The following is a 25,805-nucleotide window of genomic DNA, read 5'->3' on the forward strand; positions in this document are numbered from 1 at the left end:
ATCATTCTATCTCTTACTTAATTCAACTAATACACATCCTTCAATAGCTTCTATGTTATTTTTCTTACAAAATTTTAAAATCTCTTCACTTTCAGCTCCTGGTTGAATTAAAACCTTATTTATTGATAAATCTTTAACTTCTTTAAGAAACTCTATTCCTTTAATAGGATTTATACATAAATCTATAACTTCAATATCATAGGGAACTTCTGATAAACTTTTATATATGCTATCTCCTCCCCTTGAATTAACTCCAACCACATTATATCCATTTTCTTTAAGTTTATTTAAAATCCTATATGCATACTTTTTTTCATTTCCAACATCACCAATAACACACCAATTTTTAAACTCTAAAAAATTCTTAGCTAACATAAAAATTCCTCCATTCAAATTATTCTTAAATATATTATGGCTCATTATTTTAATAATATAAAGATTGTAATTAAATTAATATAAATTCACATATTGTGTTTTTTATAGATTTTAAAAAAAGAAAAAAGACCTCATATCTATGAATATGCTAAAAATCATATTCATAGATAAGGTCTTAAATTTTATATTATCTCTTATCCTTTTGATATGGCTCTCCAGCAGCCTTAGGTGCTTGAGATGACTTAGAGAATACTATTAATGCTATTAAAGTAACAACATAAGGGAATACCTTAAGTATTACTGGAGGTATAGTTGAAAGTGATGGTACTATTTGCGATACGTTAGCTATAGTTGTTGCGAATCCAAAGAATAAAGTTGCTCCTAATATTCCCCATGGTTTCCATTGACCAAAGATTAAAGCGGCTAATGCTAAGAATCCTAAGCCAGCAACACTTCCTGTAAACTCTCCTCCATAAGTCACAAGAATTACAGCTCCACCAAGAGATGAGAATGCTCCTGATATCATAACTCCTATATATCTCATTTTATAAACATTTATTCCTGCAGCATCTGCGGCTTGAGGATGTTCACCACAAGCTCTAAGTCTTAATCCAAAACTTGTTTTATATAGAAGGAATGTACTTATTACAAGTATTAAAATTACTAACCATGTAGTTGCATAAGTTTTTGTAAAGAATAAATCCCCTATTATAGGTATTGAAGATAAAACCGGAATATCCTGTTGTATAAAACCTTGAATTATTCTGATATTACCACTACCTGTCATATTTCTAGCTAAGAATACTGTTAATGCTCCAGCTATCATATTTATAGCTGTACCACTTATTACCTGGTTAGCATTTAAATTTATGCTTGCGAAGGCATGAAGTAAAGAGAATAGTACTCCAACTAACATTGCAACCCCTAAACCAATCCATAAAGGAAGTGAGCTTCCTGGCATAGCTTCTTGAAGTTTTGAAACTGTAAAGGCTCCAGTAAAAGATCCTACAATCATAAGACCATCAAGTCCTATATTTACTACACCACTTCTCTCAGAAAATAAAGCACCTAATGCGGTTATTAAAAGAGGTATAGTAAAGGCTATAGCATACGGAAATATTTGTTGAATTGTTTCCCACATTACTTGCTCACCATCCTTTCCTTAGTTGTTTCCTGATTGGTATTTTTATTCAATTTATCTTTCTTTCTTTTTTGGAATTTATTAAATACTCTCTCCATTATTACACTTGTAGCTGCAAAGTAGATTATTGTAGCCATTATAGTGTCTGCTATTTCTGGAGGTATGCTTGTCATAGCATTCATAAATCCTTTTCCTGTGTATAAAATACCAAAGAATAAAGCTGAGAATAAAACTCCTATTGGGTTACTTGCACCAAGTAAGGCAACAGCTATTCCATCAAATCCCTGTGTTGGCATAACCCCTATTTGTATGCTTGTAGCATTTCCTGTGTATTGAACAACACCTGCAAGTCCTGCTAAAGCCCCAGCTATCATCATTGATAATACTATGTTTCTATTTACTGAAATACCAGCATATTCTGCAGCATCTCTATTAAATCCAACAGCCTTTAATTCATATCCTAAAACTGTTTTATTTAGTATGAACCAAATAGCAAATACAGAAACAAGAGCGATTAATATACCCATGTTTATAAATGATCCTTGGAAGAAATCTGTAAGAGCTTGTACTCTTAAAGTAGCTGCAGCTGGAAGCTGTGCAGATTCAGTCTCTAAGAATTCTCCCTTAAAGTACATAGGAACCATATAATAAACTATCCAATATGCTATCCAGTTCATCATGATTGTTGAAACAACCTCATGAACATTGAACTTAGCTTTTAAAGCACCTGGAATGAATGCCCAAAGAGCACCTCCAAGTATTCCTGCAAGAATCATTAAAGGAAGTAATATTGGAGCTGGTAATTTTACAGTTAAACCTACTGCTGTAGCAAAAAATCCTCCCATAAGCATTTGTCCTGGAGCACCAATATTAAATAGTCCAGTTTTAAAAGCAAATGCTAATGATAGTCCAGTTAGTATAAGAGGTGTAGCTGTAGCTAAAGTGTTTCCTATTCTTTCTATATTCATAAGACCGCCTTGGAATAAGAAAGAATAACCTTCTATTGGATTATGACCCATAATAGCCATTAAAACAGCCCCAGCAATAAGTCCTAAAACAATAGCCATTAAAGATATAATAAACTGTTTAAACTTCATGCTTTTGTCCTCCTTTTATACCAGCCATCATAAGACCTACTTCATTTTCATTAGTTTCATCTGCATTTACAACACCTATAAGTTCACCATTATTTATTATTGCAATTCTATCTGAAACATTTAATATTTCATCTAATTCAAGAGATATTAAAAGTACTGCTTTTCCACTATCTCTTTGTTCTACAAGTCTCTTATGAATGTATTCTATAGACCCTACATCAAGTCCTCTAGTAGGCTGTGCCGCTATTAAAAGTTCAGGATTCAACTCTATTTCACGTCCTATAATTGCCTTCTGTTGATTTCCTCCTGATAAAGATCTAGCAATAGAATCTGCTCCTTCTCCAGATCTTACATCAAACTCATTTATTATTTTTTCTGCATATTTTTTTATTTCTTTTCTGTTTAATAGTCCTTTGCTTGAGAATGGTTTCTTATTATAAACCTCTAGAACCATATTATCTTCAATTGTATAATCTAGAACTAATCCTCTCTTATGTCTATCTTCTGGAATGTGTGCAATACCTGAGTTAATCCTATTTCTTATAGATTCTCCAGTTATATCCCCATTTTTAAAGTTTATAGTTCCACTTTCACTCTTTCTTAACCCTGTAATAGCTTCGATAAGTTCACTTTGACCGTTACCTTCAACTCCAGCTATCCCTACTATTTCTCCTGCTCTAACGTCAATAGAAAAATCTTTTAATCCTAATACTTTTTTATTATTTTTAACTGAAAGATTTTTTATATCTAATACTACTTCACCAGGATTAGCTGGCTTTTTATCTACCTTAAATGAAACTTCTCTTCCCACCATCATCTTAGCCATTTCAGCTTCACTAGTAGTTTTAACATCTACAGTACCAATATATCTTCCTCTTCTTATAACTGTACATCTATCTGCAGCCGCTTTTATTTCCTTAAGCTTATGAGTTATGATTATTATTGATTTACCTTCATTTATAAGATTCTTCATTATCTTTATAAGTTCATCTATTTCCTGTGGAGTTAAGACTGCTGTAGGCTCATCTAATATAAGAACATCTGCATCTCTATAAAGCATTTTTAATATTTCAACTCTTTGTTGCATACCAACAGATATATCCTCTATCTTTGCATAAGGGTCAACATTTAGTCCGTATTGCTTTGATAGTTCTTCTATTCTCTTAGCTGCCTTATTTAAGTCCATTCCTAATCCAAATAGAATTTTAGGCTCACATCCTAAAACTATATTTTGAGTTACTGTAAAGTTTTCAACTAGTTTAAAATGCTGGTGAACCATACCTATTCCTAAATCATTAGCAACGTTAGGATTTGTAATCTTAACTTCTTTTCCTCTAACTTTTATACTTCCTTTATCAGGTTGATTCATTCCGAAAAGAACTCCCATTAAAGTAGATTTACCTGCTCCATTTTCTCCAAGCAAAGCATGTATCTCTCCTTTTCTTAGTTGCAAAGTTATGTTATCATTTGCTACTATACCAGGAAACTCTTTACGGATATTAAGCATCTCTACTACATATTCCATAAGTTATCCTCCTTAATACTAAAAACTCTATACTTTTAATAATTAATATTACCCTATCTCTCAATTCCCCAATTAATATTTTTTATTATTACTTTTCATATAAATAAAAGGAGAGGGAAGCCCCATCTCCTTAATAAAAACTTCCTTGAATTTTTAAATTACTTTATTAAGTCTCCTTGCTCATTAGAAACCTTTATTTCACCATTCTTTAACTGTTCAAATATTTTATTTACTTCAGTCATTGTTTCTTCACTTAAGTTTGGATTCTTATCTGGTAAACCTACACCATTATTTGATGCATCATATGTTATAGTTTGTCCACCTGGGAACTCACCATTTAATTCTTTCTTTATCATGTCGTATGAAGCGTGGTCAATTCTCTTAACAGCTGAAGTAAGTATTACTGATTTATCTCCTTCATATATACCATCTTCATATTGGTCAACGTCAACACCGATTATCCAAGCTTCATTTCCTGAAGCAACTCTATTCTTAGCTTCTTGTATAGCTCCTACACCAACTCCACCAGCAGAACAGAATATAGCTTTAACTCCGCCATCATACATTTGAGCAGCTATTTGACCACCAGCAGCGGCATCATCAAATGTTCCTTGATATATAACATTTTTTGCTTGAAGTGACATCTTAGTTCCTAATTTTTCATTAGCATAAGCTACCCCTTGTTGGAATCCCCAGTTAAACTTTTGTACTGGTGGGATTTCCATACCACCTATGAATCCTAACTCTCCTTCTTTAAGTTCAAGCGCTGTAGCAACACCTGCCATAAATCCAGCTTGCTCCTCTGCGAAGAATATAGATACTGTATTTTCTCCAACTTCTGGTTTTGCATCTTTTTCGCCTGAATGAGGTGCACCATCTAATAATACGAATTTAGCATCTTGATATTTTGATTGTCCTTTATATATAGCTGTTTCAAATTTAAATCCTGGAGTTACTACGAACTTAAATCCTGCATCATAAAGATTTCCTATTTCTTTTAAGTAATCAGCCTCTGTTGTACCACTTGGTTTTAAGTACTTATTTTCTATTCCTAAATCAGCCTTAGCCTTTTCAATTCCTTCCCAAGTTCCTTGGTTGAATGATTTATCATCTATAGTACCAGCATCTGTAACCATTCCAACCTTCATTTTGTCCCCCTTAGAACCAGCATCACCTGATGCTTGTCCATCATTAGAGCTACCACATCCCGCAAGTAAAGTAGCTGTTGTAAGTACTGCTAACACAGCCGAAAGAAATTTCTTTTTCATTTAATAATCCTCCTTAATACCTATAAAAAATTCTTATTTAAAAGCTTACATATTAACTTGGAAGTTAAGTTAATAATCAAAATGTAATAAGCTAATATTCATAAGCTATTTTAAATTCAATGTTCGAATTTACAAGACTATATTAAACTGTGAAAGCGATGTCCTTCTATGATGTTTTTTTTATTTTAATATTTTGTTTTCACTTTATAATAATTAGACATATTTTCTTATTTTATCCAACTTACATTTTATGTATTTTATCCTTTTTTATCGATTTATGTATTTTTTTACCTTTATATCTTTTTGTTTATTAATATTTTATATACAACTTCTTTTTAATTTATTAATAATTATAAAATTACATAAGAAAGCGCTTTCACATCTTTTCTATTTTTTTATAGTTTCACAGTTAGTTAACTTTAATCTATATACTAATGTATACTTTCAATTACTAATGTTTATTCTTAGTAATTATCACCTTATTTAATTTATTAATTTAACAAAAAACTCTTCTTTAAATAAAAGACTCTGCTTTAAATACTGTTGATTTTTAGCTAAGTCTAAAGAGCTAGCTAAAAATCAACATCCACTTAAAAGAGAACAAAAAAAGATCATAGTAAAAATTACTATGATCTAAATAATAAATTAACATCTATTAATAAAACTCATTATATCTCCAGTTTTTTTAGTTCCTAAGCCTATAAACAAATTTTGCAAATCTGCATGATGATATCCCTCTAATTCTAAAAACTGTCCATTTCCTTTTAATTTGTTTACTTTTTCTACAAATCTTTTAGAATTTTCAATGCTAACTATACAATCTTTAGAACCATGCACACATAATACTGGTATTTTAGGAGAATACTCTGTTACCAAATTTATTGGGTTAACCTCAAAAATCTGTTCTTTATTGTGCAAATATCTTTTTATGTAGTGTTCATATTCTTTGGAATTGCATTGACTAAAATCTAATGTACCTCCTAAGGTTACGAATGAAGATATAATATTATTATCTATATTATATTTTTCTTTCATTTCCTCATTGTAAACTAGATTGGCAGCCAATTCAGCTCCTGAAGAGTATGCCATAACAACTACTCTATTTGGTTTGCTATTTTCTATATAATGTTTAAAGGCTGAAAATATGTTCTCTACTTGAACTGGGTACTTATGCTCTGGAGCTAATTCATAAGAAGGAATTACTACACTAAATCCATATTTATAAAAAAACTTTCCTATAGCAGCGCATCCTTTAGGACTTCCTTCCCAAGGACCATAACTATTTACAAAAAATATAGTTGGCTTTCTTTTATCATATCCTTTATATACTCTGTAATAGTCTTTATTGTTATCTCCATACCTAAATTCCTTATATTCTATATTTCTATCTTTTAAAAAATTATAGTTAAAAAATTTAAAAAATAATTTTCTTCTTAGTTTTTTCTCTTCTTTCTCATTCTCATACATTTATATTCTCCTTAAATTTGAAAATTCCATCTAAACTCTCTCTTACAAATATACCTATAATTATTAACAATTTCAACACTTTATTTAATATTTATTAATATTTAACCAATTATTTTATATTGACTCTAAAAACATATAAGAAAAAAGGTATTTATTTCAAATAAATACCTTAAAAAAACTATTCAGCTATTTTTTCATATACTATGGCTACAAGACCTGGTCCAGTATTCATTCCAAATATTGGTCCTAAATGTCCGAAATTTAAGCTTTCCATATTTTCATAATTTTCTTCTTTTAAAACATTCATATAATTTAAGGCTTCCTCTTCAGCTCCACCTTCTAAAACCCATACATTACACTTATATTTTGATAATACTTCTTCTAAATAAGAAGTCATTTTCTTAAGAGCCTTTTTCTTTCCCCTAACCTTAGAGTGAGTGTATAAAACTCCCTCCTTATTTACAGATGCTATAGGCTTTATTTGAAGTATGCTTCCTAAAGAGCTTTCCATTTTTCCTATTCTTCCACCCTTTTGAAGATATTCTAGGGTATCAATAGTAAAATATCCGTGCATCCTTTCTCTTATCTTAGGTATTTCCTCTACTATTTTATCGAAACTTTTTCCATCCCTTATCATATTTGATATCTTTAAGACAAGTTGCCCCTCTATAACTGTAAGAGCCTTACTATCATAAACAAAAGTCTCTAGTCCTTCAAAATCCTCACATAGAAGTCTTAAAGAATTAAATGTTCCTGATAATCCACTAGATATTGTAACTATTATGGCATGAGTATATCCTTTACTTACTAAATTATTTAATAAATCAGTTACTTCACTTAAATCTGGTAAAGAACTTGTAGGAATCTCCTCATGTAATCTATTATATATTTCTCTGGAACTTATCTCTAAAACATCCTTAAACTCTTTATTTCCATATCTAATTATAAATGGTGTCAAAAATATATTATTTTCTTTTAGCTCAGTTAAAGATAAATCTCCACCGGTATCAGTTATTAAAGCAATTTTCTCCATATATCAAATTTCCCTTCTTATCTATATACTATAAAATTTAACTATATTTTATAAAACAATAGATAGCTTTTAATAGGTACTATGGATAAATTTATTAAGACTTTAATATTATTTATACTTTATTAATAATATACTTTCTTTCAAAGCTAATAATATTTCTATATAACTCATGCCTCTCACCCTTTTTATTTTATTCTTTCATAAATTAATACGAAGCTTAAAGTTTATTTCTTACAAAATTCAATAAAAAAAGAGAAGATTATCTCTTCTCTTTCTATCTTATAAAAGGATTATAAAATCTACTTCCATTATTAAATGTACACCATAATGATAATGCAAATATTAATATAACAACAATAATAGCTATATAATCTCCCTTAGAAAATTTTCTTGTATTGTACCAAGTTCTTTTTTTCTTCTTTCCAAAGGCTCTAAGTTCCATAGCCGTACTTATATTTTCTATTCTATCTAAACTTGAAAAAATAAGTGGCATCAAAATTGAAGACATATTTTTTATTCTTTTACCAAGTTTCTCTTTCTTAGACATATCTATTCCTCTAGCTTGCTGAGCAAATGATATATCATGATATTCTCTTTGAATATCTGGTATATATCTTAAAGCTATTGATACTGAATATGCGATTTTATAACTAACACCTATTTTATTTAAAGATGCAGCAAACTCACTTGGATTAGTTGCAAGTATAAATAAAAGTGCCATAGGTATAACTGATAAATATTTTAATGTTACATTAAACTCATAAAATAATTGTTCCCATGTTAAAGTATATGGGCCAGCTATATGGAATATATCATGTCTTGTTCCATATATATGGACACCTTCATAAGGTGAAAATACAAAAATAGCTAAATCATTTAAAAGTAAAAAGAATAGTATAAAGTAAACTATAAAAGCAACCTCTTTAAACTGTATTTTTGATACTTTAAATATAATTAAACTAAATATAAGCATACCTATTAATATTCTAGTATCATATGTAAGCATAGCGGCTAAAGTCCAAAGTGCAAAACAAATAAGCTTAGTTGCACCTGTAAGTTTATCAATAGGTGAGTCCTTTTTTATGTACGTAAGCATTGCATCCACTAATTTCTTACCTCCCTATCAAAGTCAATAAATTTACAAACAAAATCCTTAGGATTTTCTAATTTAAATTTTAAGGCTAAATCATATAGTGATGTTTCTTTTAAGCTAGCCTTTTCTATGACTTCTTTATCTGTAAGTATTTCTGCTGACGTTGTATCAGCTATTTTTTCTCCATTAGAAATTACAATAGCTTTATCTGTGTACTCAAGCATTAAGTGCATGTCATGAGTTATTAAAATTATTGTAACCCCTTTTTTATTAAGTTTTAGGAGGAACTCCATTATCTCATTATAATGTCTATAGTCTTGTCCTGCTGTTGGTTCATCAAGTATTATAACCTTAGGATCTAAAACTAGTATTGAAGCTATAGTAACTCTTTTTTTCTGTCCAAAACTTAAGGCAGAAATTGGCCAATTTCTATATGGATATAATCCACATATCTTTAAAGTTTCAATTACTCTTTCCTTAACTTCCTCTTCACTTATTCCTCTAACTCTTAACCCTAGTGCAACCTCATCAAAAATCATTGTTTTAGAAATCATTTGATTTGGATTTTGAAGAACAACACCAATTTCTTCTCCTCTTTCTTTAATAGTTTTTCCATCTAAGCTTTTTCCTTCAAAGACTATATCTCCCTTTGATTGTTTAAAGAAACCACATATAAGCTTAGATATAGTTGATTTCCCTGCACCATTTTTACCAACTACACTTATTATTTCTCCTCTATTAACCTTAAAATTAATATCTTTTAATATATCTCTTTTCTTATCATAAGAAAAATGTACATTTCTAAATTCTAATAATGTATCATTTTCCTTGCTCTTATCATTAGCTTTTAAACCTTTGTACCACTCTTTTAATTTTTCTCCGCCATCATCAAGCTTCAATTTATTTATATGTTCAAGATTCATTTCTGAAGTTAATTCATACCCACTATATTTAAGAGCTGTTATGTATAGAGGTTCTCTTATTCCACACTCTTTTAATTTGTTAGAAGCCAAAATTTCATTAGGAGTTGTATCAGCAATAATTTCGCCTTCATTCATAAGTATTATTCTATCTACATCACAACTTAAAACTTCTTCTAATCTATGCTCTATTATTATAACTGTCTTATTTTCTTCTTTTTGTATTTTATCTATAAGTTCTATGGAAGCTTTACCTGCTGCTGGATCTAGACTAGCTAAAGGTTCATCAAAAAGAAGTATGTCCACATCATCAACAATAGTTCCTGCTAAAGTAACTCTCTGTTTTTGTCCGCCTGAAAGACTATATGGAGCTACCTCTAATCTATTTTCTATATCAACTATCTTTGATACATCATTAACTTTTTTCTTCATTTCTTCCTGAGATATGCAGTTATTCTCTAATTTAAATGCTATATCCTCAGCTACTGTTAATCCTATAAACTGACTATCTGGATCTTGAAGAACTGTTCCAACCATCTTAGATATTTCAAAAACACTTAAATCTCTAGTCTCTTTTCCCATTATTTTAAGACTTCCTGAAATCTCAACATCACTTGAAAATGGTATTAATCCATTTATACAGTTAGCTAATGTACTTTTTCCTGATCCTGAAGGACCAGCAATAAGAACTTTTTCTCCTTCATATATAGTTAAATTTATATTATTTAAAGTTGGTTTTGATTGAACTGTATAATGAGCAGTAAAATCTTTAAACTCTATTATTGCTTTTCTTTCCATATCAATCTCCTTTATAAATAGTCCTTTAAAATAAGCTCATATTTTAAAATAGTACCTAATTAAATGGAACTCATAAAAAAGGTTGTCTGAAAATATATTTCCGACAACCCTATGCATTTCTAATATTCTTTTATTAAGCTACCTTTTTGTATTCTTGTTTTAGCATAATTAGATATTAAAATAGTTCCTAAAACTCCAACAGTAACCATATTAGAAATTCCACCTATTGCCCCTTGTAGATAAACCTTATTTGCCGGTTCTGAATAAATTAATATATCTAAAGTTGGTGCCACTAAAAACCAAGCTACTGCATTTGCAGTTATTTGTATTAAATTAAATATAACTATTTGTTTTAACTTAAATACTCCTTGATTAATTTTTATAAATCTAGCTCCTAAACCAATTATTAAACCTACTATACCCGAAGCAAAAACCCAACTTATCCAAGGTGATCCAAAAAATACTATATCCTTTAAAGCATGTCCTATGAATCCTATTAAAAAACCTGCTAAAGGACCATATAATAATGCCATTAATGCTAAAAACGCATATGCAGTTTCTATATTTGTATTAGGAATTCCCGTAGGTAAAGAACCAAATCTACCTAATATCATAAAAACCGCTGAGCCAATCCCAATAGCTACGATTGTTTTAATTGATAGTTTGTTTTTTCTCATTGTTCATCTCCATTTTAGAAAAATCTATCTTTAGATATTAAAAATTTTTGATTAAACTTTATTTAATCATTCTATTATAAACATAATTTCACATAGTTAACTATAAAGATTCTTAAAGTAATTGTCAACAACCTTAATTTCTACTTCTAAATATTAACAGTTTATTAATTGCCTTATTATGTAATAATATGTTAAATTCTATATATATTTTAAAAATTAGGGAGGACTTTATGAAAAAATTATCATTACTATTACTTAGTCTAACTTTGACAACCAGTTTATTTATAGGTTGTGGTTCTAATAATACTGAGAAAAAAGATGCTAATAATTCCACTACATCACAAGAAAACTCAGAATCTCCAAGTGAGACACCAGCCGAGCCTATTGCAAAAGATATTTCTATAGAAGAATCTAAAAAACTTATAAATGATGGAGAAGTTACTTTAATATTAGATGTTAGAAACGAAGATGAATTCACAGAGGGTCATTTAAAAAATTCTATTCAAATACCAGTTGATGAGCTAAAAGAGAGTTTAGGCGATATAGAAAAATTTAAAGACGAATTAGTTTTAGTTTACTGTAAAAGCGGAAATAGAAGTGCTGATGCTATGGATATATTAAAAGAAAATGGTTTTACTAATCTTGTTCACATGAAGGATGGAATATCTAAATGGGATGGAGATGTTGTAAAATAATCTTTCAAATAATAAAGTGAAATACTTTTTGTAGTATTTCACTTTATTATTTTTCATCACTTCTTCTTTTTATAACTTCATTAATATTTCTTTTTAGCTCATAGCTTCTAGCATCTTTTCTTAATTCCTTTAATTCATCGTAATCTAGCTCTTGAAATATCCTATTCATTCTCCAGAAAAAATCTAACTTCTTTTGTTCTAATAAATAATTTATATTATTTATCTTTCTTAACTTTTCTACATTTTTTCTTTCCTCAATTTTTAATTCATTTTCAGTATATTTTTTTATAAATCTCAAAATACTTTCATGATAATCTCTATAAGCTACACTTTTCTCACATATATTTAGTATATTTAAAGTTCGTTTCATAACTTTCTCCTTTTAATCATTGCTTTACATAATTACAAACTCTTCTATATTTAATTATATTACTCATAACTTTAATTGTTACTTTTATTTTTAATAAAAAAGACTACACATGTTTATTCTGTGCAGTCTTTCTTTTATTATTTATTGAACTTTAATTTTATTTTAAATAACTTCTTCATCATATAGCACCATAATAGAATGTGATTTTATTTTAGGAATTTCATAATCCTTAACCCGTTCTATGATTTCTTCATTTACAACCCCATTCTTAGCTATGATATTCCAGAAACCATTATCTGATTTTGGTATCGATGAATTAACATTATAATCATCAATGGTTGTTCCATTATATATAACAACTATATTTTTCCAACTATCTCCATTAGCATTATTTTTAAAGTGAGCTATTATAACACCACTTGTATCATTTCCTTCATAAAAATAAACATCTAGATTTTTTCTTACCTCTTCAGGTTCCTTCATTCTAAAAGCACTATGCCCTTTCCTTAAACTTATTAAGTTTTTGTAATAATCAAAAACCTCAATATATTTTTCTTTATCTTCCCAATTTAAAGCATTTATTTTATCTGAACTCTTATAACTATTATGATCTCCATCCTTTGTTCTTAAAAACTCTGCTCCTGCTTGAATAAAAGGTATTCCCTGAGAAGTAAAAATTATACCAGCTCCAAGCAAATCTTCTTTAACATAAAAATTATCTAATAAATTTTCCGTATATAAATCTCTATAATGTCCTTTTTCTACACTATAGTTTTGACTTTTAACTATTTGATCCCATAATGTGTAGTTATCATGAGCTTCTAAATAATTTACGCTTTCCATAGGCTTATAAGTAATAGAATTTATAGAACCTTTTATTCCTTCTATTACTTGCCATGCTTTATTCTTGTTGTGTTGTTCTCCATTTATGAAACCATTTGACGGATCATTATTACCTCTTAAGGCATTTCTAAACTCATCATTAAATATAGAAAATCCTAATCCCTTTTGACTTCCTCTATATGTACCATTAATTAAAGGTGAATTCCCACCTTTCCAAGGTTCTCCATAAATAAGTATTTTATCATCAACCTCTTTACTTCTTTTTACTATTTCTTTCATAGTATCTAAATCTATGAGTTCCATTAAGTCAAATCTTAAACCATCTATATGATAATTCTTAATCCAGTGAAGTATTGAATCCACAATAAACTTTCTAACCATTGGTTTTTCAGAAGCCATCTCATTTCCGCATCCTGATCCATTGGTATATTTTCCCCAATTATCACTTCTAAAATAATAACCTGGCACAATATTATCCATATTTTTAGTTTCGTACATATGATTATATACCATATCTAATACAACTCTTATTCCATTATCATGAAGCTTTTTAACCATCTCTCTAAATTCTCTTATTCTCACTGAAGGAGTATATGGATCTGTTGAATAACTTCCTTCTATTGCATTAAAATTCTTAGGATCGTATCCCCAATTTCTATTATTTTCATCATCAATTATTTCTTCATTAACAGAAGCAAAATCAAAAACTGGAAGCATATGAACATGAGTTATGCCTAACTCTTTTAAATGATCTAAACCAGTTTTAACTCTCACTCCACTTTCTCTATTAGTATATGAGGTTCCTTCTTGCACAACTCCCAAAAATTTCCCTCTAAACTTTTCAGAAACTCCAGAATTTTTATTTATGGTAAAATCTCTAACATGCATTTCATATAATATGGAATCTTCTTTATTAATTAATTTAGGCTTATTATACTTATTCCATCCCTCTGGTACACATTCCTTATTAGTTAAATCAATTAAAACTCCTTTTTCTCCATTTACACCTACAGCTACTGCGTATGGATCCACAGCATAAGTCTTTTTACTTATATGCTCACCACTAATACTTAGATCATTAAAGTATAACTTATATAAATAATACTTTCCTTCATTTTCTTTCCTAGGGATTTCTATTAAGTGAGTACCATTTTCCTTTTCTCTATTCATTTCATATCTTCTTAAGGGCTCATGATTTAAATCTTTATAACTTTCATATATTAGCACCTCAACTCTTTTAGCTGTTGGAGCCCATAACCTTAAATTTAAATTCTCCTCACTAAACCTTATTCCCAAATCATTTCCTCCATAATAAAAATCATCTAAATAATCTCTTATGGTTACTTTACAACTTGAAAACATACTTGAAGCTCTTATTTCTAAAAGATCTGAAGGTTGTATATCACTAGGTAGATTAGTTATTAAAAGTTCCTTTTCATTTTCTCTCACTATGGTTGATATTCCCTTAGCTTTTATTCCATTTATATATAAACCATATTTTATTCCTATTAAAGGTTTGTGAGAAAGATATGCTTTTATTGTATTTCTATGATCCATTAAAGCTAACTTTATTTTAGGTGTTGTTTCTTCTATAGCATCTTTTAGAGAAGTTAATATACTATTATTTTCATATATGCAAAATAAATTACTTTCTTCTTTGTTTAAGTCAAAAGTATATGTTTGTTCATCCCAGTCATTAACCCAACCATATCCCCATGTTCTTTTTCTTATTATAAACTTTTCTTTATCTACAAAAGTACCTACACCTAAATCCGTTTTTATATTTAAATTAAGTTCTAAACCTGAACTATTTTCTCCAAATGTCCAAAGGTTCCAACTAAAGTTTCCTCCATAATATAAACCATCATCTTTTATAAACTGGACAAAAGTTCCTCTTTCTCCACACTCTACAACCTCTATTTCCTTATATGCAGTCATATCACTTGAAGTATCATAAGCTTTTATTAAAACTTTAGTACCACTTTTAATATCTCCATTAACCTTTAAATATCCATTCTCTAATTTTATCCCTTCTGGATTATTTTCTAATGACAATATTGCATCTTCAATGGTTATATTTCCATAAAACGAATTTTTAACTGCTATTAATTCAATTGGATATTCCTTTGATACAAAATCTCTAGAGCTTTTTATTTCCAATGATTCTTTAAAAGGACACCAATAAAAAGAAAAATCCTTTTGTTTATCATTCCAATTATTTATATTTATTTCTTTACCATCTAAAGTTATTATTATATATCCATATTTGTATTCGCCTTTTTTTAAGCCATGAGGAAAAGTTATATCCCTCATCATTTTTACTCTTCCATCATTAGTATCTAAACCCCAATTTAATTTAAAATCATCATTTTTCTCCCAGCAATTAAAATCTCCCACTAAATAAGCCTCAATAGCTCCTTTGCAACTTAAGGCTACTCTTAATGTATTAGTTAAAGGACTAATCTCTATGTAATATTCATTATCATTATAATAAATAAGTTTTTTCTTTACAGAATCAAACATTTTTTAATGCTCCTCTATATAATTTTTATGTATTAAAAGCTACTATTTATCCTAAAACAAAATAATATTATGTCCATAGATTATAGTAGCTTTTTATAGAATTTATTTTAATTTTAAAACTAAAGTTCCTAATGGTGGTACTTTAACCTTTATTGAATAATCAAAATCCTTAAATGTCTCTTCCTTAGCTTTTATGATAACATTTCCCATAATATTGCCTGCACCACCAAATTCTAAAGCATCTGAATTTAAAACTTCCATATATTCTCCTAATTCAGGTACTCCTACTTTAAAATCATAATAAACCTCTGGAGTAAAGTTGCATATAAATATTAATTTTTCATTTTTATTTTTTCCATTTCTTATGAATGAAAGTACACTTTGTTCTGAATTATCAGCATCAATCCACTTAAAGCCCTTTTCTTCATAATCAAGTTCCCATAAAGACTTATTTTCTAAATAAAAATGATTTAAATTTTTAAAGTATTCTTGAGTTTTTCTGTGTATATCAAATTCTTCAATAACATTCCATTGAAGCCCTTCCCATTCTCTCCATTCAACAAACTGTCCAAATTCACATCCCATAAACATTAATTTCTTACCTGGATGTCCAATCATAAAAGAAGAATACAACCTTAACCCTGCATACTTTTTCCAATTATCTCCCCACATTTTATTTATAAGAGACTTTTTTCCATGAACAACTTCATCATGAGATATTGGTAATATAAACTTTTCTGAATAATTGTACACCATAGAAAAATTCATCTTATTGTGATGATATTTTCTATATATAGGATCAAGTTCTATATAACTTAAAGTATCATTCATCCATCCCATATTCCACTTGTAGTTAAAACCTAATCCACCATCCTCAATAGGTTTAGTTATTCCTTCCCATGAAGTTGATTCCTCAGCTATTGTAATAGCTCCTTTTCCTTCTGATTTTATTATTGTATTTAATTCCTTTAAGAATGATATAGCTTCAAGATTTCCATTTCCACCATAAATATTTTCTTCCCATTCGCCATATTCTCTTCCATAATCTAAATAAAGCATATTTGAAACTGCATCTACTCTTAAACCATCTATATGGAATTCATTTATCCAGTACATAGCATTTGAAAATAAAAATGATTTAACCTCAGGTCTTCCTAAATCAAAGTTACAAGTTCCCCATCCTTCATTATTTGCCTTCCACCAAGCTTGATATTCATAAGTTGGCGAACCATCAAACATAAACAATCCATGTTCATCCTTACAAAAGTGACTAGGTACCCAATCTAGTAGAACCCCTATATTATTTTTATGTAGTGTATTTATAAGTATTTTTAAACCATTTAAATCACCATACCTACTTGTTACTGAATAATACCCAACACCTTGATAGCCCCATGAAGCATCTAAAGGATGTTCATTTATTGGCATAAACTCAACATGAGTATATCCCATTTCCTTTATATAACCTGGCAAGACTTCACTTATTTCTTCATAGGTCATAAATTCTTCATCTTTTGTTTTCCAAGAACCTAAATGAAGTTCATATATATTCATAGGTTTATTATCTAGATTTTCTTTTTCTCTTTTATTAAGCCATCTCTTATCTCCCCATCTGAAATTCTTTATTTTAGTTAATACGGAAGCTGTATCTGGTCTTAATTCTGATTTAAAAGCATATGGATCTGCTTTATAAACTGTATTGTTTTCACACTCATTAACCACTGCAAATTTATATTTAATTCCTTCTTCTAATTTAGGTATAAATAAACTCCATATGCCCCTATCATTTACCTTTTTCATGGAATACTCTTCTTTAATTTCCCAATTAGAAAAATCACCTACAATATATATCCTACTTGCTCTAGGAGCCCATGTAGTAAATCTTACACCTTTTCTTCTATTTTCTGTGACAAAATGTGCTCCCATAAAGTTATAGGCAGAATGTTCTTTCCCATTTAAGAACAAATCTAAATCCATTAAAATATCCTTATTCTTGTCATTTCTACTTTTTTTATCTTCTTTCTCTTTTTTCTCGGTAACGTTACCATTATTCTTTACCTCAAGTTTTTTACAATTTTTCTTTTTCTCTTTAACCACCATAGTAATCCCCTCATCCTAAAAGATATTGTAATTTCTTATAAATATAATATTTTATCTCTATTGTACCATTTTATACATTAAATTACAATTAATCATATTATTCCTTAAAATTCTATTCTCTCCTTAAAACTAATTCTCTATCTTTAATATCAAACTTTCCATCCTTACTAAATGCAACCTTACTTTGTAATATGCCTATAATATCAACTAATACTATTCCTAAAATATTTTGACGTATTAATAGATTATATTTATCTTCTTCTATTTCTTTAATTTCATAATAATTGTTAATATCTGACACTTCTGCATTTACTTGTGTTTTTATATTCCCTTTATCATCATATATAAGATTTAAATATGACTTTTCTTTGTGAGAAATGTCTAAAAGATATTTTTCTTGTTCACTAAAAAAAATTTCTATTTTATAATTAGGTAAGTACTTTATACTAGCTTTATTTCTATTACTTATTTCCCACTGATTAGTTAGTTCTCTTAGTTCTCCATTATAATAATCGTATAATAGTAAAATAGCTATTCCACCTGATCCCGGAAACCTCCCTTTAACCAATATGCTATCTCTTCCATCTCCTAAAAAATCTCCTAAAAACAATTGCATGAAATATCCACCATAAGGTATTTTTTTTACTATACTTCCCACATTCCCCTCTAAATAAACATTTAATTCCAATTCATCTGCAAATTGATCTCTTTCTACTGGATATCTTCCCTTAAGTATAACTCTATCCTTTGAAAATCTGCTTTTTATATTACCCGTTTTCTCATCCAAAATAGCCATAAAAAAACCTCCGATTAAAAATTACCCATATAATATATTCATACTCTTAAGCATCTGTTAATTCTAAAAATTAATATGAATAAATTTATAAAATTACTTACTCCATATAAATTTACAAAATTTTAACTCAATATACACTTTATATACACTTTTGAATAATATTTTCCTATTAATCTTATATTGACATTTACATACTTATAGGAGGAAATATGGATTTTAATAGAATTATAAATTTATCCACAGACATCGGAACCTTAATGCTTAAAAATGGAGCTGAAACCTATAGAGTTGAGGAAACCATGAGTAGAATTTGCTTAGCTTATGGAATAAATAAGGTTGATGTATTTGTAATACCTACAAATATAATAATAACTATAAAAATTAATGATGATGCTATTTCAAGAACTAAAAGAGTTACAAGTAGGACTATTAACTTGGATAAAATCTCAAAACTTAATAACCTTTCAAGAGATATAGCTTTTAATAATGTATCTATTGAGGATGCCGAAATCGCTTTAAATAAAATAGATTCTGAAAAGGAATATTCTCTTAAAGTAAAAATACTAGGCTTTTTACTTACAGCCTCTTCATTTACTTTACTCTTTGGAGGAAATATGAAGGATGCCATAGCTTCAGGCTTTATTGGAATAGTACTATGTATTCTTTCATACTTTTTAAATATTTTAAGGACAAATAATTTTTTCATAAATATATTGTCAGGTGCTTTAGCCTCATTATTGGCTTTTTTCTCCATAAAATTAAACCTAGCTAATAACTTAAACGAAATAATAATAGGTTCATTAATGCCTTTAGTACCTGGTCTTGCCATAACTAATTCCCTTCGTGACATAATAGCTGGTGATTTAGTTGCTGGAAGTGCTAAGTTTATTGAAGCATTCTTAATTGCTGTTGGTATAGCCATTGGAAGTTCAGGGATTTTATCTATATTAATAAACCAGTATGGAAGTATATCTCTATGAATTTACTCTTAGACTCATTTTATGCATTCCTTAGTGCATCAGGCTTTGGCATAATATTTAATATAAAATTTACATGACTCTGTTTTAAACTAGTGTTGATTTTTATATGGAACTGTAAGACCATCTTAATGAGCAATTAGAGTTTTGAAACAATCTAAAAAGTTCTAAATTATAAATATAATTTAATTAGACATTTTTCATTGAAAATCATGTTGTTTTTACATTTTTTAATTCAAAGTCTTTATAACAATATATTCTTCACGGTATAATAGAAATGAAATAATCTAATAATTTTTCAAAAAAATATTTCATATTAATCTTATATGCTAATTGGAGGTACCTATGGATTTTAACAGAATTATCAATTTTTCAACTGAACTTGGTACTTTAATGCTTGAAAATGGCGCTGAAACATATAGGGTTGAAGAAACCATGAACAGAATCTGTTTAGCTTATGGAATAGAAAAAGTTGATGTTTTTGTAATTCCTACAAACATAGTAATAACAATAAAAGTTGATGAAAGTGCCATTTCAAGAACTAGTAGAGTAACAAGTAGAACTATTAATTTAGATAAAATATCTAAATTAAATAATCTTTCAAGAGAAGTAGCATTTAACAAAATTTCTATTGAAGATGCTGAAAATAAACTAAGTAATATAGCTAGTGAAAAAGAATATTCTCTTAAAATAAAGATATTAGGATATTTAATTACAGCTTCAACATTTACTTTACTTTTTGGAGGGAATTTAAAAGATTCTTTATTCTCTGGCTTTATAGGAATAGTACTTTGTCTTCTTTCATATTTTTTAAATATTTTAAAGACAAACAATTTTTTTATAAATATAATATCTGGAGCTTTAGCATCATTACTAGCCTTTCTTGCGGTAAAATTCAATATTGCTCCTGATCTAAATGAAATAATAATAGGGTCTTTAATGCCATTAGTCCCTGGACTTGCTATAACTAACTCACTTCGTGATATAATAGATGGAGAGTTAGTTGCTGGAAGTGCAAAATTTATTGAAGCATTTTTAATAGCTGTTGGAATTGCTATTGGAAGCGCCAGTATTTTATCTATATTAATAAATCAACATGGGGGTATGGCTCTATGAACCTAATAATCAACTCAATTTATGCTTTTTTCAGTGCTTTAGGTTTTGGGATAATCTTTAATATAAAAGGTAAGAATTTATTTTTTTCTTCTCTATGTGGTTGTTTAGGATGGTTTGTTTATCTTTTTTCTTCAAAATTTATAAGCACAAATGAAAATTTCAATTATTTTTTAGCAGCTATTTTTATATCTCTATTCTCTGAGATTGCAGCTAGGGTATTAAAAGTTCCTGTATTAGTATTCTTAGTATGTGGAATAATTCCTTTAGTTCCTGGAGGAGGTATGTTTTATACAATGCTAGAAACTTTAAAAGGAAATCTAGATAAAGCTTTATCCCTTGGATGCAATACATTAATGTTAGCTGGTTCTTTAGCTACTGGAATTGTTTTAATTTCATCATTTACTAAGCTATTCTTTTCTATAAAAAGACTTATTAAAAATAAAGTTAATCAAAATAATAACTATTTAAATAAAAACATTTAACTTACTTAAAATACTCTTATACTTTTAATAAATAATCTATACAAAAAGACTAAATCTAAGATTTAATATCAACTTAGATTTAGTCTTTTTCACTATCTTAAATAATCATTTTCTTCAGAATCCCATGAAACAAAATAATAAACATCCATTAAGTTATCAAATTCACCCCTAACAAAATCTATTATTTGACTTCTTGAATTACTACTGTGCTTTTTATCGTAGTCTTTCCTTATAGTTAAACAATATTTTTCTCCATTATCTGTGTATCTTATTATATCTTCTACATACTCTGATTCGTTTTCATAACCTCTATAATCATTATCCTTAATTAAGTATAACTTATAACCCTTATCTTCTAAAGCCATAAGTATATTTTCAAATTTTTCTTTAAGCTCATAATTTTTTCTTATCTTATTCACAAGATTTCTTTGTTCTATAGTACTGTATTTATCTAAATATAATGCTGTGTTCCAAGAATCACCACTTATCCCTAGTTGAATTTGAGGAATATAATTAAATACCATATCATCTTCTATTCTATTTCCCTCAATATCATGGAAAAGATTTAGCACTTTTATAAGTTTTCTAATATCAGCTCTATTTTTTCCATAGGATAAATATATTCTATCAACATACTCATCATTAACTCTCTTTGATGGCCAAGTTATACTTGTTATATATTGCTTTTCCCAATGAGAACTTAATCCTCTAGAATTCATAAATTCTAAAAGTCCAGAATTATGCAATTCTCTTAACTTATCAGCTGTAACTCTTCTTCCTTCTAATATAAATTTATCTCTATTTCTTGATTTGTCTATATCAAAAGCTCTAAAATCACTTTCTAAAAAAAAGTTTCCCATATTTATACCCTCCTTAATAAAACATCTTAAAGTTTATTTTATTAAATATTTAATCTCATTATACACCTCTTAAAAATCACTTTAAAATATTTTCATTTGATAAATATTAACCTAAAACCTTAGAATTTTTATATCTATTTAAAAACTTATTGTTTATTGTATATAAAAAGAATTATTTTCCTTATTTTTTTAAAAAACTTCAATATATAATATAATCCTTTTTATTTAATATTAATTTTTAAATAACTTTTTATTACTGCCATATAATTTATAAAATAATAAAGAAAGTTTATATACAGTATGATATAAAAAGAGTCAAAGATAATAAAAATCATCTTAGACTCTCTTTTCTTAACTTATATAAAACTCTCTTTAAATTACTTTTTCTCTACTCTCTCTTTTGAATTAGCTATTAATGAACATAAGTTAACAAAAACTTCTGGTAAGGACATAAATTTAGGATATGCTAAATATCTTGGTTGCCAAACTGGTGAAAACTTTGACTTATATCTTCTAAGCCCATCAAAGCTATAGAATATATTTCCACCATTATAAACTAATCTTGCTATCTTTTCTTGTAAATGTGAATGAGCATTAAATCCAACATTAGCTAATGGTGCTTCTCCTAAGCTAAAATATTTATATCCTTTTTCTTTAAAAGCTAGAAATAAATTAAGCATTAAATAATCCATAGAAGCATTAGGAGCATCTTTATCTATTCTCATTAAGTCTATTGCTACAGTCTTTCCTCCATCATTAGCATCCATTATTGTTACAAAGCCCCTAATTTTATTTTCTTCCTCATTCTTTAAAATAGCTATAGGTGATCTTTGTATATAATCTTCACTAAACCATCCTAATGAAAATCCTTTTTCCTTTCTGCTTCCTAGCCATTTATCAGATATTTCTTTTAATTGACTTATTACTTCCTTATTGAAAGGTGGTTCTATAATCTGAAAACTATAACCTTCTCTTTCAACTCTTCTTAAGGTGTTTCTAAAAGCACTTTTTTTGGAACCAACTAAGTTAAATTCCTCTAAATTTACTACTGCCTCTTCTCCTATTTTAAAGAAATAGTATCCCGCATCATGATAAGTAGAAAAGTTTTTTTCTTCTATTTCATAGAAAACAACATCATATCCATATAGATCTGTAAACTCTTGAAATTCTTCTATACTACTATATAGATTTTCTCTAGTGGCTATAGGATCTCCTAAAACTATTATTTTATCTTTGTATTTACTATACATTATTAATGATTTACCTTCATTAGCCCAAAAGACTTTCTTATCTTTTAAATAAACTAAATGAGAAAATATAGTTCCATAATCTATTTCACTATAAAACTTTGATATCTTATCTAAATCTGCATCCATATATCTCTCATCCTTTTCTATTTTAGGCATAGTCAAATACCATATTATAACGAATATTATGAATGCTATATAGGTATATAAAGCTATTCTTAAATAGCCTCTAGTATTTTGGAAAAAATCTACATAATACCTATAGTTTCTGCTAAAATGTATATTAAACTTATGTATAAAGCTTGCAAATATAATTATTACAAATAAAAAAATAATTAATATTGTGCTTAATTTAGTTAATTTCATTGGAATACTTTCTCTATAAAAGCTTTTCTTTGATAATATTAACAGAATTATAACTCCTAAAATAAATATTCCTTCTGTGTAATCTAAATCTTTTATAAATGCAAAGGCTCCCCCAATTATAAGTAATGTTAGTGTAACATAATAAGCTCTTTTAACTTTGAAGAAAACTTCCCTTGAAGTCATTATTAACATCAATCCAATTAAAACTGAAGCTCTATGTGAAAATCTTAAAAAGGATAAACTATATATAGTATCCAAAAATTTTATTTTATAAAATATTGTAGGATAAATTCCTGAAACTATTAAAAGAACACCACTTAAAAATACTAGAGCAGATACTATTATATTTGATATATCACTTAGTATTTTATAATTCTTTAATAATTTTTTTATATTTTCATAATTCTTTTTATCTCTTAAAAACCTAATAGCATTTTTCACACTATTATAACTCTTTTTTAGTGAATCCCACATATTATCTCCTTTCTTTGAAGAATGCATTAATTTGTTATCAAATTATTCATATTTAACTTGTATATAGTATATAAAATTTTACTTTATAAAGCAAATCACTCTCTATACTTATAAAAATAAAAGTAGGGTCTAAAATTAATATTCCCTACTTTTTAAATATATTTACTTATTTTCTATTGATAAAGTTTAAAATATCTATCCATAACCTTTTCTAGTTCAACAACACTTATATACTTAGCTTCCCTTAAGATTTCTTTACCATCTATATAAAGTATAATTGCTGGAAACATAAAAATACTTAACTGTGCTACTATATCTATACTTTTATCTGCTTCAACCTCAACCATTTTTGCATTTTCATATTTTTTTATTAGTTCCTCAATCTTAGGTTTCAAAACTCCACATGCACAACAAGTGTTAGTACTTAAATAAACTAATCTTATTCCTCTTTCTCCACAAAAATCTTTAAACTCATTCTCATTATCAATAATCCTCATAATCTCATCTTCTTTCTAATTATGTATAAAGGGATGAATTTCTATAAAATTCATCCCTTTATACATAATTATATCAGTAATAAAATAATATTCAATTTAAACATTTATTGCCCATTGATATATCCTATCATTTAATTTCGGCAAATAAGGCTCATGTCCATAATCAGGATACAAAACTAGTTCTTTTTCACAAAGTATATTGTTATATGCTGCAAACTGAGTTGATGGAGGACATATATCATCCATTAGGCCTATTGCCATATTTACCTTTCCTTTTATTCTATGGGCCATATTTTTTATATCAATATATCCTAAAGTATTAAAGACATATTCTTCATTTTCATGATTTGGATCTATGAATTTAAAATATCTTTTTAACTCATCATAAGCTTCCCCGCCTAAATCCATAAACCACACTCTTTTATAATCGCATAAAAATGGATAATATGCATATACTCCTTTAATTCTATTTTCTAAAGCAGCACAGGCTAAAGACAATGCTCCTCCCTGTGATCCTCCTGTAGTAATAACTCTATCTTCATCTACACATTCCATATTCATTATAATTCTAGCAAGAACTACAGTATCTAAGAATATATTTTTAAATAATAATTTTTCTCTTCCTTCAACTAATCCTCTTACTATGTGTCCTTTTACTGTAATTCCTTTAACCCCTCCAACATCTTCTGATAAACCAGCTTGTCCTCTACAATCCATAGATATTACGCACATTCCACTAGCTACATAATGAAGTTTATTGCTCCAATCAGTACTTCTTCCTTGGTAACCATGGAATTCTAGTAATGCTGGCATTTTTCCTTTAACCCCTTTAGGTTTCATAAATTTAGCATATATCTTCGCTCCATCTATACTATTAAAGTATAAATCATAACATTCAGCTATAGGACTTTGAAAATCAGCCTTTTTCATTTCAACCTTAACATCTAAGTTATCCAATTCTTTTAACTGCTTATCCCAAAATTCATCAAAATCTTTAGGTAAAGGACTAACTCCTTTATACTCATAAAGCTTTTCTAAAGACATATCTAACATTGGCATAATAAT

At 28.1% G+C, this 25,805-nt stretch carries 22 protein-coding genes; 4 read left to right on the forward strand and 18 right to left on the reverse strand.

Annotation, left to right across the window (positions count from 1 at the left end; translation table 11 throughout):
• Positions 1-6: 6 nt before the first annotated feature.
• The 10 genes from OIF33_RS02135 to OIF33_RS02180 all read right to left on the reverse strand — a co-directional run bounded on the left by OIF33_RS02135 (position 7) and on the right by OIF33_RS02180 (position 11,394).
• Positions 7-375, reverse strand: coding sequence for a CoA-binding protein (locus OIF33_RS02135; RefSeq protein WP_322502579.1), 369 nt, complete (start codon positions 373-375; stop codon positions 7-9).
• Between the two features lie 187 nt (positions 376-562).
• The gene (locus OIF33_RS02140; protein WP_322502580.1) at positions 563-1,516 is read right to left on the reverse strand and encodes an ABC transporter permease; all 954 of its coding nucleotides are present in this window, start codon (positions 1,514-1,516) and stop codon (positions 563-565) included.
• Positions 1,516-2,613 carry an ABC transporter permease gene (locus tag OIF33_RS02145; RefSeq protein ID WP_322502581.1) on the reverse strand — a complete coding sequence of 366 codons (1,098 nt, stop codon included), beginning with the start codon at positions 2,611-2,613 and terminating at the stop codon, positions 1,516-1,518. The genes OIF33_RS02140 and OIF33_RS02145 overlap by 1 nt, the downstream gene beginning before the upstream one ends.
• Positions 2,603-4,138, reverse strand: a complete 1,536-nt coding sequence (locus OIF33_RS02150) for an ABC transporter ATP-binding protein (protein WP_322502582.1) — start codon at positions 4,136-4,138, stop codon at positions 2,603-2,605. The genes OIF33_RS02145 and OIF33_RS02150 overlap by 11 nt, the downstream gene beginning before the upstream one ends.
• Positions 4,139-4,296: 158 nt before the next feature.
• Positions 4,297-5,406, reverse strand: coding sequence for a BMP family ABC transporter substrate-binding protein (locus OIF33_RS02155; protein ID WP_322502583.1), 1,110 nt, complete (start codon positions 5,404-5,406; stop codon positions 4,297-4,299).
• 645 nt (positions 5,407-6,051) lie between these two features.
• Positions 6,052-6,873 (reverse strand): alpha/beta hydrolase, encoded by an 822-nt coding sequence (locus OIF33_RS02160; RefSeq protein WP_322502584.1) that lies wholly within the window; start codon positions 6,871-6,873, stop codon positions 6,052-6,054.
• A gap of 178 nt (positions 6,874-7,051) precedes the next feature.
• Positions 7,052-7,906: a DegV family protein gene (locus tag OIF33_RS02165; protein ID WP_322502585.1), complete on the reverse strand. Its 855-nt coding sequence runs from the start codon at positions 7,904-7,906 to the stop codon at positions 7,052-7,054.
• A 274-nt stretch (positions 7,907-8,180) separates the two neighbouring features.
• Positions 8,181-9,011, reverse strand: coding sequence for an energy-coupling factor transporter transmembrane component T (locus OIF33_RS02170; RefSeq protein ID WP_322502586.1), 831 nt, complete (start codon positions 9,009-9,011; stop codon positions 8,181-8,183).
• Positions 9,011-10,717 (reverse strand): ABC transporter ATP-binding protein, encoded by a 1,707-nt coding sequence (locus tag OIF33_RS02175; RefSeq protein WP_322502587.1) that lies wholly within the window; start codon positions 10,715-10,717, stop codon positions 9,011-9,013. The genes OIF33_RS02170 and OIF33_RS02175 overlap by 1 nt, the downstream gene beginning before the upstream one ends.
• Before the next feature lie 119 nt (positions 10,718-10,836).
• Positions 10,837-11,394 carry an ECF-type riboflavin transporter substrate-binding protein gene (locus OIF33_RS02180; protein ID WP_322502588.1) on the reverse strand — a complete coding sequence of 186 codons (558 nt, stop codon included), beginning with the start codon at positions 11,392-11,394 and terminating at the stop codon, positions 10,837-10,839.
• 230 nt (positions 11,395-11,624) lie between these two features.
• On the opposite strand from OIF33_RS02180, the gene OIF33_RS02185 reads away from it, so the two are divergent.
• Positions 11,625-12,089: a rhodanese-like domain-containing protein gene (locus tag OIF33_RS02185; RefSeq protein ID WP_322502589.1), complete on the forward strand. Its 465-nt coding sequence runs from the start codon at positions 11,625-11,627 to the stop codon at positions 12,087-12,089.
• Between the two features lie 46 nt (positions 12,090-12,135).
• On the opposite strand, the gene OIF33_RS02190 is transcribed toward OIF33_RS02185, so the two are convergent.
• The 4 genes from OIF33_RS02190 to OIF33_RS02205 form a co-directional block, all read right to left on the reverse strand.
• On the reverse strand, positions 12,136-12,459 hold the full coding sequence (locus OIF33_RS02190) for a hypothetical protein (protein WP_322502590.1): 324 nt from the start codon (positions 12,457-12,459) through the stop codon (positions 12,136-12,138).
• A gap of 162 nt (positions 12,460-12,621) precedes the next feature.
• A complete protein-coding gene (gene pulA / locus OIF33_RS02195; RefSeq protein WP_322502591.1) occupies positions 12,622-15,825 on the reverse strand; it encodes a type I pullulanase in 3,204 nt (1,067 codons plus the stop codon).
• Between the two features lie 102 nt (positions 15,826-15,927).
• The gene (gene glgB, locus OIF33_RS02200; RefSeq protein ID WP_322502592.1) at positions 15,928-17,925 is read right to left on the reverse strand and encodes a 1,4-alpha-glucan branching protein GlgB; all 1,998 of its coding nucleotides are present in this window, start codon (positions 17,923-17,925) and stop codon (positions 15,928-15,930) included.
• A 112-nt stretch (positions 17,926-18,037) separates the two neighbouring features.
• On the reverse strand, positions 18,038-18,721 hold the full coding sequence (locus tag OIF33_RS02205) for a hypothetical protein (protein ID WP_322502593.1): 684 nt from the start codon (positions 18,719-18,721) through the stop codon (positions 18,038-18,040).
• A 209-nt stretch (positions 18,722-18,930) separates the two neighbouring features.
• Between OIF33_RS02205 and OIF33_RS02210 the strand changes: the two genes are divergently transcribed.
• The 3 genes from OIF33_RS02210 to OIF33_RS02220 all read left to right on the forward strand — a co-directional run bounded on the left by OIF33_RS02210 (position 18,931) and on the right by OIF33_RS02220 (position 21,296).
• Positions 18,931-19,701: a threonine/serine exporter family protein gene (locus OIF33_RS02210; RefSeq protein WP_322502594.1), complete on the forward strand. Its 771-nt coding sequence runs from the start codon at positions 18,931-18,933 to the stop codon at positions 19,699-19,701.
• A gap of 342 nt (positions 19,702-20,043) precedes the next feature.
• Complete coding sequence (locus OIF33_RS02215; protein ID WP_322502595.1) at positions 20,044-20,814, forward strand: threonine/serine exporter family protein; 771 nt, start codon at positions 20,044-20,046, stop codon at positions 20,812-20,814.
• The gene (locus OIF33_RS02220; RefSeq protein WP_322502596.1) at positions 20,811-21,296 is read left to right on the forward strand and encodes a threonine/serine exporter family protein; all 486 of its coding nucleotides are present in this window, start codon (positions 20,811-20,813) and stop codon (positions 21,294-21,296) included. The genes OIF33_RS02215 and OIF33_RS02220 overlap by 4 nt, the downstream gene beginning before the upstream one ends.
• A gap of 92 nt (positions 21,297-21,388) precedes the next feature.
• Here OIF33_RS02220 and OIF33_RS02225 read toward each other — a convergent pair whose 3' ends face one another.
• From OIF33_RS02225 to OIF33_RS02240, 4 genes are all read right to left on the reverse strand, one after another.
• Positions 21,389-22,156 (reverse strand): hypothetical protein, encoded by a 768-nt coding sequence (locus tag OIF33_RS02225; protein WP_322502597.1) that lies wholly within the window; start codon positions 22,154-22,156, stop codon positions 21,389-21,391.
• A gap of 377 nt (positions 22,157-22,533) precedes the next feature.
• Entirely contained in the window at positions 22,534-24,243 is a 1,710-nt protein-coding gene (locus OIF33_RS02230) for a phosphatidylglycerol lysyltransferase domain-containing protein (protein WP_322502598.1), read from the reverse strand.
• Between the two features lie 173 nt (positions 24,244-24,416).
• Entirely contained in the window at positions 24,417-24,740 is a 324-nt protein-coding gene (locus tag OIF33_RS02235; protein WP_322502599.1) for a thioredoxin family protein, read from the reverse strand.
• A gap of 96 nt (positions 24,741-24,836) precedes the next feature.
• Positions 24,837-25,799: an acetylxylan esterase gene (locus OIF33_RS02240; protein WP_322502600.1), complete on the reverse strand. Its 963-nt coding sequence runs from the start codon at positions 25,797-25,799 to the stop codon at positions 24,837-24,839.
• Positions 25,800-25,805 lie beyond the last annotated feature (6 nt).

This window comes from Clostridium sp. LIBA-8841 (assembly GCF_034439435.1).
Taxonomy (GTDB): domain Bacteria; phylum Bacillota; class Clostridia; order Clostridiales; family Clostridiaceae; genus Sarcina.